A 14,814-nucleotide genomic window follows, 5' to 3' on the forward strand; every position below is an offset into this window, starting at 1 on the left:
CCCGCAGCCGGGGCACACCGGCACCTCGACCGCCTCGTACACCGCCCAGGTCCCGCAGACGCCACCCGCGGCCCGGGAGACCGCACGCCACCGGGCCCGGCGCCGCCCCGGCCCGCCCGCCAGGGTTGCCGTCCCGGTGCTGCTGCTCGCGCTGGCCTGTTACGCCGTGGGGTTCTGGGCGCTGACCCGCGTCTGAGCGTCCCTGCGGCGCGCGGCCGCCGTCCACACCCCGAGGCCGAGCAGCAGCACACTGCCCGTACCGATACCGCCCGCGGCGAGCGCCGTCATCGCCGTGCTGCGGCCCGCGTCGCCGTCCGCGGCCGCCCGGTCCTGTGCCGTGACCTCGAAGACGCCCTGCGGCGCGGACCGCCCCGCGTAGCCGGGCCCGGTCTCCCCCGCGCCGGCGACCCGCACCCGCAGCGTCAGCCCGAACGGGCCGGCGCCGAACCGGTCGGCCACCTGCACGGCGAGATGCACCACCAGGTAGTAGGAACCGGCGAAGCGCATCGCGCCGACCGCGTCGGTGACGTCGTAGCGGTTGACGTAGCGGACCGGTGGCACGGGGGCGAGCGCGGCGGACTTCTGCGTGCCGTCGTAGCTGACGCCCACGTCCTCGACCTGCGCGCGCACCGGGTTGTACAGCGACAGCACCAGGGCTCCCACGGAGTAGCCGCTGCCGCCGCTCGCGCTGCCCAGGTCGGCGGTGGCGTACAGCTGCCGTCCCCAGTCGACGGGCACCTTGTAGAAGAGCGTCTGTCCGGGCACGATGTCGGCCCGCCAGACCCCCTGCCCGACCGCGGTCGCCGAGCCGAAGCCCGCGCCGCCCTGCCGCGCGCGCGGCTCGTCCCCGAGCGGAGCGGGGGAGGCGGAGTTCCAGACCTCGGGCGCACGCGTCGCGCCGGTCTTCTCCAGCCGGGGTTCCGAGAACACGGCGAGCTCCAGGTCCCAGGCCTCCGGCGCGGCGCCCGTCGTACCGAGCCGCTCCACGACCAGGTAGTACGTGCCCGGCTCACGGCACAGGGCCTTGGCCGGGGACACCTCCCGCGCGCCCCACGCCGTGACGGGCCGCGGACTACGGGCGGCTCCGAAGATCGCCGAGTCGTACGAGCAGGCATGACCGTCGGAGTCCTGTACGGAGACCCTGATCCCGTCCACGGCGGCGATCGAGGCGTCCGGGGCGGGCACGGCGGTGGCGGAGGCGTACGCACTCGACGTGGCGTCGAGTTCCAGGCGGTAGTAGGCCTTGCCGTTCTTCGGGAGGGTGCTCCGGTAGGTCTCCCCAGGATCCAGGCGCCCGGCGTCCGCGGTCCCGGCCGCGCCGACGACGGTCCGGGCGCCCTCGGCGAAGGCGTAGCCGGGAGCCGCGGACGCGGACGACGCCGCGGAGGCCGCGGACGTGCGCGTGGCGGCCGCCGCGCCCGGTACGGCCGCGGTGGCCGCCACGGAGCACAGGACCGCCGCCACGGCAACCGCGCGCGCCCGCGGTCGCCTCCACCGGACCCCGGCGTGTCTCCACGCCCTCGTACACCGTCCCCACACGCGCCCCACTACGCGCCCCCTCGCCGCTGCCGGACCGGAACGTCGCCCATCCTGCCCCGCCGGGCGGCGGACCACCCGGTCAATCCGTACGAGCGTCCGAAATCGGAGGCCCCGGACAACGCAAAACCCCGACCGCAAGGGCGGTCGGGGTCTGTTCAGAATCCGGTGTCGGTACTCACGAACCCGTGGGCACGGAGTCAGTCGCCTCCGTCCACAGATCCTGCTCGGCGCGATCCGCCTGGATCTGGCGGTACACGAGGAGCCCGCCGATGGCGGCCAGTGCGACCAGGAGAAGCTTCTTCACCGCGCGACCTCGTCTTTCCTTGACGTAGGGGACCTCTGGCGCCCGACTATACACACCGGCCGATATCGATCAGTGACCTGCATCGGGGCTCCCAACTGCGGTCCGGGACAGCGCAGTACGAGCGGCTCGAACCCCTCCGACCAGCGCGGCGACCGGAGAGTGAGCACCCCTCCACGCACAGCGACTTCGCCCGCATTGCGCCCACCTGCTCCCCCTCTTCCGATTTTTGACCCCTCTTGCGCCCATCCGTGTGGTGTTGATCCGAAGATCGACGCGCCATGGGCGTCGATCCACCACTTCGCGACCGACATACACATCATGAACAAAGTACGCAAATCGACCGACCTGAAAGTGAGAGGCCATGGGCCGCAACCCGGTCATGAAGCTGTGGACCGTCATCGTCACCGCCTTCCTCGCGCTGTGCACGGCGCTCGGACTCGTCACGACGACCGCCACGACGGCGGTAGCCCGGACCGAGCCGATCCGCAAGAGCAGCGGCAACGCCCTGGGGATGACGGTTGCGGCCCCGGCCCCCTGGCTCTGGTCCTTCGACCGGTCCCTGCCTCCCACGATGAAACAGCGCATCCACGCCGAGGCCCACGGCAAGTCGCCCAGCTGCCGCAACCGCCCGACGGCGGACACCGAGGCGGCTCCGCCGGTCCAGTCCCTCTGCGAAGGCCCCGAGGTCCCGGACGAACCCCCCGCGCCCCTCCAGCAGTGACAGCACGGCCGGCGGACCTGCGTCCGGCCACCGACGACCGAACGCGGAGGCCCTCGACCTGGTCCAGGTCGAGGGCCTCTTTGCCACACGGTTCACTCAGGCTTCATCAGCGCGGGATCAGCTCCCGCAGGTCGGCGAAGAGCCGCTCGTGGGCGGCCGCCGCGGCCGGGTCGGTGAGGTCCATGCCCTGAATGAAGCCGTGGACGAGTCCGGGTTCGACCCGGTGCCGGACCGGCACACCCGCCTGCGCGAGCCGGTGGGCGTAGGCGTCGCCCTCGTCACGCAGCGCGTCGTGCTCGGCGGTGACGATCAGGGCGGCGGGCAGTCCTGACAGATCGTCGGCGTGCAGCGGGGAGGCGGCGCGGCGCCGGGCGGGGTCGGGGACGAACTGCTCGACGAAGACGGCGAGGTCGTCCGCGTCCAGGCCGTGGCCGGTGCCTTTCTCGGCGATGGACGGCTGACGGAGCAACAGATCGGTGTTCGGGCAGAACAGGGCCTGCACCGCGGGCAGCGGTCCGCCCTCGTCGCGCAGTGCGAGACACGCCGCGGTGGCGAGGAAGCCACCGGCGCTGTCGCCGGCCACCGCAGCGGGCCGCACGGCGCGCAGCACCGCGACGGCGTCCCGGACGGCGGCCGGGTGCGGGTGCTCCGGGGCCAGCCGGTAGTCGACCGCGAGAACGTCCACGTCGCACGCCCGGGCGATACGACGGCAGGTGCGGTCGTGGGTGTCGAGGTCGCCGAAGACGAACCCGCCGCCGTGCAGGTACACCAGCAGCGGGCGCGGCCCGTCGCCGGGACGGTAGCGGCGGACGGGAACGGCTCCGGCGTCCGTGGTGACGAAGGCGTCCTCCACCCGGTGAAGTTCAGGCCCCCGTGGACGGACGGCACGGCGCTCGTGCGCCGCGGCGCGCAGCCGGACGACCAGATCGGGCACGTCGGGCAGTGCCGGCAGGTCGGGCCGCGCCGGGCCGGTGGGCGCGCCGGATCCCGGCGCCAGGTTTCCCCCACCGTCGTACGACATCAAGGCCCCCTCTCCCGCGGGCCCCTCCCCGCGTCCCAAGTCCTCATCGGACAAGGGACTTTAGACTCCCGTCGGTCCGCGCCCGCGCAGGACCTCCCGCACGGTCGGACGCCACGGGACGCCGTGGCAGGCCGGTTGGACCAGGGGTGCGGTGCGACCCCCTCAGGAGCCCACCAGGCGCCCGAAGGGGTCGGCATCGCACGTGTGAGCCTTCGGGCTGTCGTCGGCCCCCTCAGGCGCGCCTGTGGGAGCGCCGGCCGGCCGGACGGCCCGTGTCGACCGTTGACGCAAAAGACCCCCGGTCCAAGTGGACCGGGGGTCTTCTCGTTGGTGGGGCTAACAGGATTTGAACCTGTGGCCTCATCCTTATCAGGGATGCGCTCTAACCAACTGAGCTATAGCCCCGCCGCGCTTTGCGGTGTGTGTCCCGCGCGCTGACTCCTGAAGATTAGCGCACGACCTGCGCAGTCCCAAAATCGGTAGTCGCCGGGGCGTCGGCGAGACCGTCCCCAGGGGTCATTCGTCCTCGGCCAGCGTCAGCTCGACGCCGCCCACGAAGCCCGCTGAGAGGTTGTAGATGAACGCGCCGAGGGTCGCGAGAGCCGTCGCGAGGATGACGTCGATCACCGCGATGATCGACGTGAACATCAGGACGTTCGGCAGGGACAGGAACGACTGGAGGTCGAAGCCGTTCGACTCGTTCGAGCCGGTGGCCTCGGAGATGGTGCCTCCGACGGTCGAGAAGACGCCCATCGCGTCCATGACCATCCACAGCACGGCCGACGCCACGATCGTGCAGAGGCCCAGGGCGATGGAGAGCAGGAAGCTGACCTTCATCACCGACCACGGGTCGGCCTTGGCGACCCGCAGTCGGGCCTTGCGCACCCGTGGCGTCGTACGGGCGCCGGTACGCGGCCTGCGCACCGCGGACGCCGGGGCGGCGGGCGCGGGCGTCTGATAGGCCTGCGGCGGGTGGTAGGGCCCGGCAGGCTGCTGGGGCTGGCGCTCCCCCGGCAGCGGTGAGCCGGCGTGCGTGCCGGGCTGGCCGGGCGGCTGCGCCGGGGCGGCCGGGGCGGCCGGGCCCGTCCCAGCCGTCTGCTGGGTCTGCGGGCCTCGGGTGTCCGTCACAGTTCCCCCCTGGGTTCCATGAGTGTCAGTCGAGTGCGAGTCTGTCGCATTCGTGGCGGAGCCACGGCCGCCGCCGTCCGTTTCCGTACCGATCGAGGTACCGGACGGTCCGGCGCCGGTGGCTCCGCTCACGATGACTCACTCCTCGTGCTACTCGGCCGAGGGCTCCGCGCCCTCGTCCGTGCCGATGGTCGTGACGTCTTCGGCGGACTCGTCCACGGCGTCGTCGCCGTCGACCTCCTCCGCCTCGCGTCCCGCCTCGGCGTTACGTGCGATACCTACGACGGCATCGCGCTTGCCCAGGTTGATCAGTTGGACGCCCATGGTGTCACGGCCCGTCTCCCTGACCTCGCTGACTCGCGTGCGAATCACACCACCGGACAGCGTGATGGCGAGGATCTCGTCGCTCTCCTCGACAATCAGCGCCCCGACGAGCGATCCACGGTCCTCGACGATCTTGGCAGCCTTGATGCCGAGGCCGCCGCGACCCTGGACGCGGTACTCGTCGACAGCGGTCCGCTTCGCGTATCCGCCGTCGGTGGCAGTGAACACGAACGTACCCGGTCGAACAACATTCATCGAGAGCAGCTCGTCGCCCTCACGGAAACTCATGCCCTTGACGCCCGAGGTGGCACGGCCCATGGGCCGCAGAGTGTCGTCCGAGGCGGTGAACCTGATCGACTGAGCCTTCTTACTGATCAGCAGGAGATCATCGTCGGCCGAGACGAGTTCGGCTCCGATCAGTTCGTCGTCGGATCCGTCCTCCCGCTCTCGCAGGTTGATGGCGATGACACCACCGGAGCGCGGCGAATCGTAATCCTTCAGCGGCGTCTTCTTGACCAGACCGGCCTTCGTGGCCAGCACCAGGTACGGCACCGCCTCGTAGTCACGGATCGCGAGGATCTCGGCGATCGCCTCGTCCGGCTGGAAGGCCAGCAGGTTCGCCACGTGCTGGCCTCGCGCGTCCCGGCCCGCGTCGGGCAGCTCGTACGCCTTCGCACGGTAGACGCGGCCCTTGTTGGTGAAGAACAGCAGCCAGTGGTGCGTCGTCGACACGAAGAAGTGGTCGACGATGTCGTCTTCCTTGAGCTTCGCGCCGCGCACGCCCTTGCCGCCACGCTTCTGCGCCCGGTAGTCGTCCGCCTTGGTGCGCTTGACATAGCCACCGCGGGTGACGGTGACGACGATGTCCTCCTCGGCGATGAGGTCCTCGATGGACATGTCGCCGTCGTAGGGCACCAGCATGGTCTTGCGGTCGTCGCCGAACTTCTCGACGATCGCGCCCAGCTCCTCGCTGACGATGGCCCGCTGGCGCTCCGGAGAGGCCAGGATCGCGTTGTACTCGGTGATCTTCGCCTGGAGCTCGTCGTGCTCCTGGACGATCTTCTGACGCTCCAGGGCGGCCAGCCGGCGCAGCTGCATCTCGAGGATGGCGTTGGCCTGGATCTCGTCGATCTCCAGGAGCTCCATCAGGCCCCCGCGCGCGATCTCGACGGTGTCGCTGCGCCGGATCAGCGCGATGACCTCGTCGATGGCGTCCAGGGCCTTCAGCAGGCCGCGCAGGATGTGCGCCCGCTCCTCGGCCTTGCGCAGCCGGAAGCGCGTACGGCGGACGATGACCTCGATCTGGTGCGTCACCCAGTGGCGGATGAACGCGTCCAGGGAGAGCGTGCGCGGCACGCCGTCGACGAGCGCCAGCATGTTGGCGCCGAAGTTCGACTGAAGGTCGGTGTGCTTGTAGAGGTTGTTCAGCACGACCTTGGCGACCGCGTCCCGCTTCAGGACGATGACCAGTCGCTGACCGGTACGGGACGAGGTCTCGTCGCGCACGTCGGCAATGCCGCCGATCTTGCCGTCCTTCACCAGGTCGGCGATCTTCTGCGCGAGGTTGTCCGGGTTGGTCTGGTACGGGAGCTCGGTGACCACCAGGCACTGGCGGTTCTGGATCTCCTCGACCTCGACGACCGCGCGCATGGTGATCGAGCCGCGGCCCGTGCGGTAGGCCTCCTCGATGCCCTTGCGGCCCACCACGAGGGCGCCGGTCGGGAAGTCGGGGCCCTTGATGCGCTCGATGAGGGCGTCCAGCAGCTCCTCGTGCGAGGCGTCGGGGTTCTCCAGGCACCACTGGGCGCCGGCCGCGACCTCGCGCAGGTTGTGCGGCGGGATGTTGGTGGCCATGCCGACCGCGATGCCCGCCGAACCGTTGATCAGCAGGTTCGGGAAGCGGGCGGGCAGGACGGTCGGCTCCTGGGAGCGGCCGTCGTAGTTGTCCGTGAAGTCGACGGTCTCCTCGTCGATGTCACGGACCATCTCCATCGACAGCGGCGCGAGCTTGCACTCGGTGTACCGCATCGCCGCCGCGGGGTCGTTGCCCGGGGAGCCGAAGTTGCCGTTGGAGTCCACCAGCGGCATCCGCATCGACCACGGCTGCGCGAGGCGGACCAGCGCGTCGTAGATCGAGGAGTCGCCGTGCGGGTGGTAGTTGCCCATGACGTCGCCGACGACGCGGGCGCACTTGTAGAAGCCGCGCTCGGGGCGGTAGCCGCCGTCGTACATGGCGTACAGCACGCGTCGGTGGACGGGCTTGAGGCCGTCCCGGACGTCGGGCAGCGCACGCGAGACGATGACGGACATCGCGTAGTCGAGGTAGGAACGCTGCATCTCCGTCTCGAGCCCGACGGGCTCGACACGAAGGACGATCTCGCCGCCCTCTTCAGGCACGGCAGGTGTGTTCTCGTCGGTCATTGCTGGTGAGGATCCTTCCTGATGCGGTCAGCTGAGACCGACTCAGATGTCGAGGAAGCGGACGTCCTTGGCGTTGCGCTGGATGAACTGGCGCCGGGCCTCGACGTCCTCGCCCATCAGGACCGAGAACAGGTCGTCGGCCTGGGCCGCGTCGTCCAGGGTGACCTGGCCGAGGACGCGGTGCTCCTGGTCCATCGTGGTGATGCGCAGCTCCTCGGCGTTCATCTCGCCGAGACCCTTGAAGCGCTGGATCGAGTCCTCCCGGACCCGCTTGCCGCGCTGCCGGCCGAGCTCGATCAGCGCGTCGCGCTCCCGGTCCGAGTACGCGTACTCCGCGTCGTCCCGGCCCCACTTGATCTTGTAGAGCGGGGGACGGGAGAGGAACACATGGCCCGCCTCGACCAGCGGCCGCATGAAGCGGAACAGGAAGGTCAGCAGCAGGGTGTTGATGTGCTGGCCGTCGACGTCGGCGTCCGCCATCAGGATGATCTTGTGATAGCGGAGCTTGGAGATGTCGAAGTCCTCGTGCACACCGGTGCCGAAGGCGGAGATCAGCGCCTGGATCTCCTGGTTCTGGAGGATCTTGTCGATCCTGGCCTTCTCCACGTTGAGGATCTTGCCGCGGATCGGGAGGATCGCCTGGTACTGCGGGTTGCGGCCGGACTTGGCCGAACCGCCGGCGGAGTCGCCCTCGACGATGAAGATCTCGCACTTGGTGGGGTCGTTCGACTGGCAGTCGGAGAGCTTGCCCGGCAGCGACGCCGACTCCAGCAGGCCCTTGCGACGGGTGAGGTCGCGCGCCTTGCGGGCCGCCACGCGCGCGGTGGCCGCCTGGATGCCCTTGCGGACGATGTCCGCGGCCTCCACCGGGTTGCGGTCCAGCCAGTCGGCGAGGTGCTCGTAGACCGCCTTCTGGACGAAGGTCTTGGCCTCGGTGTTGCCCAGCTTGGTCTTGGTCTGGCCCTCGAACTGCGGCTCGCTGAGCTTCACCGAGATGATCGCCGTCAGACCCTCGCGGATGTCGTCGCCCGTGAGGTTGTCGTCCTTGTCGCGCAGCAGCTTCTTGTCGCGCGCGTACTTGTTGATCAGGTTGGTGAGCGCCGCGCGGAAGCCCTCTTCGTGCGTACCGCCCTCGTGCGTGTGGATGATGTTGGCGAAGGAGTACACGCCCTCGCTGTAACCGCTGTTCCACTGCATCGCGACCTCGAGGGACAGGCTCTTGTCCCTGTCCTCGGCCTCCAGGTCGATGACCGACGGGTGCACCGGCTCGCCCTTGCGGGAGTTGAGGTACTTCACGAAGTCGACGATGCCGCCCTCGTAGTGGTACGTGACGGTCTTGACCTCGCTCTTCTCGTCCGCACCCGCCTCGTCCGCCCCGGCCGTGGCCTTGGCCGACTCGCGCTCGTCGGTGAGCTTGATCGTCAGGCCCTTGTTGAGGAACGCCATCTCCTGGAAGCGCCGCGAGAGCGTCTCGAAGGAGTACTCGGTGGTTTCGAAGATGTCCGCGTCGGCCCAGAAGGTGACCGAGGTGCCGGTCTCCTCGATGGCCTCGTGCTTGGCCAGCGGCGCCGTGGGGACGCCCATCTTGTAGTCCTGCGTCCAGCGGTGGCCGTCCGTCCTGACCTCGACGGAGACCTTGCTGGACAGGGCGTTCACCACCGAGACGCCCACGCCGTGCAGACCGCCGGAGACCGCGTAGCCGCCGCCGCCGAACTTGCCGCCCGCGTGCAGCACGGTCAGCACGACCTCCAGGGCCGGCTTGCCCTCGGAGGCGACGATGCCCACCGGGATGCCACGGCCGTTGTCGATCACGCGGACACCGCCGTCGGCGAGGATCGTCACGTCGATCGTGTCCGCGTGTCCGGCCAGCGCCTCGTCGACGGAGTTGTCGACGACCTCGTACACGAGGTGGTGCAGACCGCGCTCGCCGGTCGAGCCGATGTACATACCGGGTCGCTTGCGGACCGCGTCCAGACCCTCGAGGACGGTGATGGCGCTGGCGTCGTACGAGGCGGTTACCTCGCCGCCCGAGGGGGTGGCCACGTCGTTCGCGCCTTCGTCGGTGGACGGGATGTTCTCGTCGGTGTTGCCGGAATCGGCCACGAAGCGCCCTTTCTGGCACAGCACGAGCCAGGCTCGTCGGCAGGTTGCCGGAGCGGCTGCGGCATGTTGCGTTGGTAAGCCTTGATCAGCGTTGCTCAGCTTCTCCCGGGCGGTCCCCACGTTTGGGGCGGGATCTGCTTCCAGTCTACCGGTTGCGCTGACAGTGATGGGGGTTTGCCGGTACCTGAGTCCGCATGTGCCGCCCTGAACCGGGCTCTTCCGGGTCCCGATATGCGGATGGGGGCTCCAAGAGGCTCACAGCGGCACTCAGCGCTTTGAGGTGTCAACCCTTTGCTACTCAGGGGTCAGATCGGAATTCGCAACCGCGTGCGGTCGTACGACGAATGCATCGTGTACCCCCACCACGTGAGGTAAGTCACTCTCGCGTGATGCCCGGCCAGCCCGGAATCGGCTCTCGGGCGACCCCGCGGAGGTCCTCCGGCGGGTCGGCGGCGGGCCTGCGGCGGCCCGTCCCACCGGGCACGGGCCGGCCCGCGATCACCCGTAGGTGTCACCGGGGCCGGTGCTGCCCGGCGCGCGCAGCGGGCCGTACCGGCGGACGGGGGCGCTGGGCCCGTACACCTTGATCAGCTTCACGGCGCCGTGCCCGAGGTCCTCGTTCAGCCGGGCCACCAGCGTCGGGGCGAGCAGTCGGAGGTTCGTCGCCCAGGCCGTGGAGTCGCAGCGCACGACCAGCACCCGCTCGTCCTCGTCGTACTTCTCCGGAACGCAGTGCTTGGCCACGTCCGCGCCGACGATCTCGGGCCAGCGGCCCATCACCCCGCCCACCGCGGCGGGCGTCTCCCAGCCGCGCTCGTTGAGCAGCCGGCTGATCGCGGAGCCGAGCGCCATCGGGTCACGGCCGTCGGCGCGTGCCCCGGAACGCAGACCGCCACCCCGGCGGGCCTGCTTCTTCTGCTGCACCGCGTCCCCGCGCGCGCGTGCCTGCTCGCGGGCCGCCCGCAACGCCACCCGCGCGAGGTCGACACCCGAGGGCTCGGGTGTCTTTCCCGGTATCTGCCCCGGGTCCTTCTCCCGGGCCGGTTCCTGGCCGCTCACAGCCGCTCGACCGTCCCGTCGGCCACGGCGTACCGCGCGCCCGCCAGCACATGGGGGACGTCGTCGTCGACCGCGGCCGTCACCAGGACCTGCTCACCGGTGGCGACCAGCTCGGCCAGCCGCTCGCGGCGACGGGCGTCGAGCTCGGCGAAGACGTCGTCGAGGATCAGCACGGGCTCGTTCCCCTCGGCCCGCAGCAGCTCGTACGAGGCCAGCCGCAGCGCCAGCGCGTAGGACCAGGACTCGCCGTGCGAGGCGTAGCCCTTGGCAGGGAGCTGCCCGAGTTTGAGCAGCAGATCGTCGCGCTGCGGTCCCACCAGGGTGACGCCTCGCTCGATCTCCTGCTTGCGGGCCTCGGCCAGGGCGGCCATCAGCTGGTCGCGGAGCTCCTCACGGGTGTGGCCGGTGATCCCGGCCGCGGACGGCCGGTACTCCAGGGCGACCGGCCCGCCGCCGGGTGCCAGCTGCTCGTACGCCTTGTCGGCGAGCGGCTGGAGCGCGGCGACCAGGTCGAGACGCCGGGCGAGCAGCTCCGCGCCCGTGCTCGCGAGGTGCTGGTCCCATACGTCGAGCGTGGACATGTCCATGGAACGGCCGCCGTGGCGGCGGGCCAGCGCGGCCGACTTCAGGAGGGTGTTGCGCTGCTTGAGGACCCGCTCGTAGTCGGCGCGCACGCCGGCCATCCGCGGGGAGCGCGCGGTGATCAGCTCGTCGAGGAAGCGGCGCCGCTCCCCGGGGTCGCCCTTGACCAGCGCGAGGTCCTCGGGAGCGAACAGCACCGTCCGTACGATGCCCAGCACGTCACGGGGTCTGACCTGCGACGACCTGTTGATGCGGGCGCGGTTGGCCTTGCCCGGGTTGAGCTCCAGCTCGACCAGTTGCTGCCGTTCGCCCTGCCTGACCTGGGCGCGGACGATCGCGCGGTCGGCGCCCATCCGGACCAGGGGCGCGTCGGAGGAGACCCGGTGGCTGCCCAGGGTGGCCAGATAGCCGACGGCCTCGACGAGGTTCGTCTTGCCCTGGCCGTTGGGACCGACGAAGGCGGTGACGCCCGGGTCGAGCGGAACCTCGGCCCGGGCGTACGAGCGGAAGTCGGCCAGCGACAGATGCGTGACGTGCATGGTCGTGAACCGACCTCCCCCAGATCCTTCGGGTAGCGGATTACTTCTTCTCGACCGCGTGGCCGCCGAACTGGTTGCGCAGTGCGGCGATCATCTTCATCTGCGGCGAGTCCTCCTGGCGGGAGGCGAACCGGGCGAACAGCGACGCCGTGATCGCGGGCAGCGGCACGGCGTTGTCGATGGCGGCTTCCACAGTCCAGCGGCCCTCGCCGGAGTCCTGTGCATAACCCTTCAGCGCGTCCAGGTGCTCGTCCTCGTCGAGGGCGTTCACCGCGAGGTCGAGCAGCCAGGAACGGATGACCGTGCCCTCCTGCCAGGAGCGGAAGACCTCGCGCACGTCCGTGACGGAGTCGACCTTCTCCAGCAGCTCCCAGCCCTCGGCGTAAGCCTGCATCATGGCGTACTCGATGCCGTTGTGGACCATCTTCGCGAAGTGGCCCGCGCCGACCTTGCCCGCGTGCACCGCGCCGAACGAACCCTCGGGCTTGAGGGCGTCGAAGACGGGCTGCACCTTGGCGACGTCCTCGACGTCACCGCCGTACATCAGCGCGTAGCCGTTCTCCAGGCCCCAGACGCCGCCGGAGACGCCGCAGTCGACGAAGCCGATGCCCTTGGCCGCCAGCTCCCGCGCGTGCTGCTCGTCGTCGGTCCAGCGGGAGTTCCCGCCGTCCACGACGACGTCGCCGGGCTCCAGCAGCTCGCCCAGCTCGTCGATGGTGGCCTGGGTGGCGGAACCGGCCGGGACCATCACCCAGACCACCCGCGGGCCGCTGAGCTTGCCCACAAGTTCTTCCAGGCTGTGGACGTCGGCGAGGTCCTGGTTGCGGTCGTATCCGATGACGGTGTGACCTGCGCGGCGGATCCGCTCGCGCATGTTGCCGCCCATCTTGCCGAGGCCGACGAGACCGAGCTCCATCAGTTGTTCCTTAGGTTGCTGTGTGGCGAGGGCACTTTCGTACCTGTGTCCGAGCCTAAACCCGGACGCTCACGCACACCTGTGGGCATACGCGCTCATACGTACGCCCTCACCTGCGGCTTCGTCCGCGGGGCCGGCTTGTCCACCGGGCCCGCGGACGCTGTGGACAACCGTCAGCCGCTCAGCCGCACCGGCATGATCAGGTACTTGTAGGCGTCGTCCGCCTCGGCGTCCACCGACGGCTTGCCGCTGAGCAGCGCGGGCTTGGTGGACGTCGTGAAGGACAGCTGCGCCACCGGGGAGTCGATCGCGCTCAGGCCGTCCAGCAGGAACGTCGGGTTGAAGGCGATGGAGATGTCGTCGCCCTCGAGCTGGGCGTCGACCCTTTCCACAGCCTGTGCGTCGTCGCTGGAGCCGGCCTCCAGGATGAGCACGCCCTGCTCGAAGCTCAGCCGCACCGGGGTGTTGCGCTCGGCCACCAGGGCGACGCGCTTGACGGCCTCCACGAAGGGGGCGGTCTCGATCACGGCCACGCTGTTGAACTCCGTCGGGAACAGCGTGCGGTACTTCGGGAGGTCGCCCTCCAGGAGCCGGGTGGTCGTACGGCGGCCCGCGCCCTCGAAACCGATCAGACCCTCGCCCGCGCCCGAGCCGGACAGCGCCAGGATGACGCTGTCGCCGCTCGTGAGGGCCTTGGCGGTGTCCAGGAGCGTCTTGGCGGGCACCAGGGCCACCGCGGACGCGTCGGGGTTCTCCGGCTTCCACAGGAACTCGCGGACCGCGAAGCGGTAGCGGTCGGTGGAGGCCAGCGTGACGGTGTCGCCCTCGATCTCGATGCGCACACCGGTCAGGACGGGCAGCGTGTCGTCACGGCCGGCCGCGATGGCGACCTGCTGCACGGCGGAGGCGAAGACCTCGCCGGGGACGGTGCCCGTCGCGTTCGGCATCTGGGGAAGTGCCGGGTACTCCTCCACAGGCAGGGTGTGGAGTGTGAACCGGGAGGAGCCGCAGACCACCGTCGCCCGTACACCGTCTGTGGAGATCTCCACCGGGCGGTTGGGGAGGGCGCGGCAGATGTCGGCCAGCAGCCGGCCGGAGACGAGGACCGTGCCCTCCTCCTCGACCTCGGCCTCCACCGACACGCGTGCGGAGACCTCGTAGTCGAAGCCGGAGAGGCTCAGCTGGCCTTCCTCGGCCTTCAGCAGGAGGCCGGCGAGGACCGGCGCCGGCGGACGGGCCGGGAGGCTGCGCGCCGCCCAGGCCACTGCCTCCGCGAGTACGTCGCGTTCCACCCGGATCTTCACCGTTGCCGCCTCCTGCTGTTGCCGGCGCTTCTCGCTCTGCCTGGCCTTCGTCGTCTGTCTCGGTGTCGTCGATCCCCGTGGCGGGAAGGACACCGGGGAACAGTCTGACGCACGGCACTGACAGTAGGTGCCTATCGGGGTCAAGTCGTGACGAGGGGCAGCCGGGCACCGAGCAGCGAGTTGTGCACAGGACCCCCTTCGAAACGGATTTCTCGCTCTCTCTAGTCGGGAGTAGTAGTAGGGGCTGTGGATACCGTGGATAACCCCGTTTTCGCAGCTCAGAGGCGATTTTTTGTCCACCGGCCCTGTGGGTAGAGGCCGTGGACAACTCGGGGTTTCTGTGGAGAACAGAAAGTTCTGCACACACCGTGCACAGCCGGGGGCCACTTCTCCCCAGCGTCGTCCCCAGCTTTACCCGCCTTTCCCACAGCCCAACCCGGCACCTTCGTGTGACGCCTTTCACTCGACGCAGTGAGCAGGGGCGACGGGTTGCCGAACAGTGGACAGCCTTGTGGAGAAGCCGGGGATCACTGGGGACAAGCAGCCCCTGCCTGTGGGTTGTCGGTGGACAACTTCGTGCACAGCTTGTGGACCGACGCGTTGTCCACAGTCTGTGGAGATCCTTCGTCCACGAATCCACAACCACCTGACCTGGTCTGATGGTCCTTCAACAGGGCTGCCTGTGGAAACCGTCTGGACAACTTCCCAGTCCCCAGGATGTGGACGGGAAAAAGTCGCCCAATCTGTGGAGGATGGCCGTAACCCCCCAGGTAATCGAACAGTGGATGGCTCGCGGACGACCGGCCGGCTCCCCGGGACGAGGGCCGTAGGGCCGGTGCGAGGGGTCTGCGGC

11 protein-coding genes, 1 tRNA gene and 1 pseudogene are annotated in these 14,814 nt (G+C 69.8%); 2 read left to right on the plus strand and 11 right to left on the minus strand.

Annotation, left to right across the window (positions count from 1 at the left end):
• Positions 1-196 (plus strand): annotated as a pseudogene (locus FNH09_RS47290) (serine/threonine protein kinase); the annotation flags it as partial.
• Here FNH09_RS47290 and FNH09_RS36610 read toward each other — a convergent pair.
• A complete protein-coding gene (locus FNH09_RS36610; protein WP_152894209.1) occupies positions 160-1,452 on the minus strand; it encodes a hypothetical protein in 1,293 nt (430 codons plus the stop codon). The pseudogene FNH09_RS47290 and the gene FNH09_RS36610 sit on opposite strands and share 37 nt — an antisense overlap.
• Before the next feature lie 262 nt (positions 1,453-1,714).
• Positions 1,715-1,843 carry a DLW-39 family protein gene (locus FNH09_RS49130; protein WP_003999697.1) on the minus strand — a complete coding sequence of 43 codons (129 nt, stop codon included), beginning with the start codon at positions 1,841-1,843 and terminating at the stop codon, positions 1,715-1,717.
• A 361-nt stretch (positions 1,844-2,204) separates the two neighbouring features.
• Between FNH09_RS49130 and FNH09_RS36620 the strand changes: the two genes are divergently transcribed.
• Positions 2,205-2,564, plus strand: a complete 360-nt coding sequence (locus FNH09_RS36620; protein ID WP_152894203.1) for a DUF6344 domain-containing protein — start codon at positions 2,205-2,207, stop codon at positions 2,562-2,564.
• Between the two features lie 106 nt (positions 2,565-2,670).
• Here the strand turns inward: FNH09_RS36620 and FNH09_RS36625 are convergent, their stop codons facing one another.
• From FNH09_RS36625 to dnaN, 9 genes are all read right to left on the minus strand, one after another.
• Positions 2,671-3,585 (minus strand): alpha/beta hydrolase, encoded by a 915-nt coding sequence (locus tag FNH09_RS36625; protein WP_152894204.1) that lies wholly within the window; start codon positions 3,583-3,585, stop codon positions 2,671-2,673.
• A gap of 328 nt (positions 3,586-3,913) precedes the next feature.
• Positions 3,914-3,990: transfer RNA gene (locus FNH09_RS36630), tRNA-Ile, on the minus strand.
• A gap of 111 nt (positions 3,991-4,101) precedes the next feature.
• A complete protein-coding gene (locus FNH09_RS36635) occupies positions 4,102-4,845 on the minus strand; it encodes a DUF3566 domain-containing protein (protein WP_162469648.1) in 744 nt (247 codons plus the stop codon).
• Between the two features lie 18 nt (positions 4,846-4,863).
• Positions 4,864-7,458, minus strand: coding sequence for a DNA gyrase subunit A (gene gyrA / locus FNH09_RS36640; RefSeq protein WP_152894205.1), 2,595 nt, complete (start codon positions 7,456-7,458; stop codon positions 4,864-4,866).
• Positions 7,459-7,500: 42 nt separating this feature from the next.
• The gene (gyrB, locus tag FNH09_RS36645) at positions 7,501-9,585 is read right to left on the minus strand and encodes a DNA topoisomerase (ATP-hydrolyzing) subunit B (RefSeq protein ID WP_162469649.1); all 2,085 of its coding nucleotides are present in this window, start codon (positions 9,583-9,585) and stop codon (positions 7,501-7,503) included.
• A gap of 474 nt (positions 9,586-10,059) precedes the next feature.
• Positions 10,060-10,620: a DciA family protein gene (locus FNH09_RS36655; RefSeq protein WP_162469650.1), complete on the minus strand. Its 561-nt coding sequence runs from the start codon at positions 10,618-10,620 to the stop codon at positions 10,060-10,062.
• Positions 10,617-11,741 carry a DNA replication/repair protein RecF gene (gene recF / locus FNH09_RS36660; RefSeq protein ID WP_152894207.1) on the minus strand — a complete coding sequence of 375 codons (1,125 nt, stop codon included), beginning with the start codon at positions 11,739-11,741 and terminating at the stop codon, positions 10,617-10,619. Before recF ends, FNH09_RS36655 begins: the two co-directional genes overlap by 4 nt.
• A 40-nt stretch (positions 11,742-11,781) precedes the next feature.
• Positions 11,782-12,657 carry a phosphogluconate dehydrogenase (NAD(+)-dependent, decarboxylating) gene (gene gnd / locus FNH09_RS36665; RefSeq protein WP_152894208.1) on the minus strand — a complete coding sequence of 292 codons (876 nt, stop codon included), beginning with the start codon at positions 12,655-12,657 and terminating at the stop codon, positions 11,782-11,784.
• A 173-nt stretch (positions 12,658-12,830) separates the two neighbouring features.
• The gene (dnaN, locus tag FNH09_RS36670; protein WP_162469651.1) at positions 12,831-13,961 is read right to left on the minus strand and encodes a DNA polymerase III subunit beta; all 1,131 of its coding nucleotides are present in this window, start codon (positions 13,959-13,961) and stop codon (positions 12,831-12,833) included.
• Positions 13,962-14,814 lie beyond the last annotated feature (853 nt).

The organism is Streptomyces adustus (assembly GCF_009377175.1).
In the GTDB taxonomy this organism is placed as follows: domain Bacteria; phylum Actinomycetota; class Actinomycetes; order Streptomycetales; family Streptomycetaceae; genus Streptomyces; species Streptomyces adustus.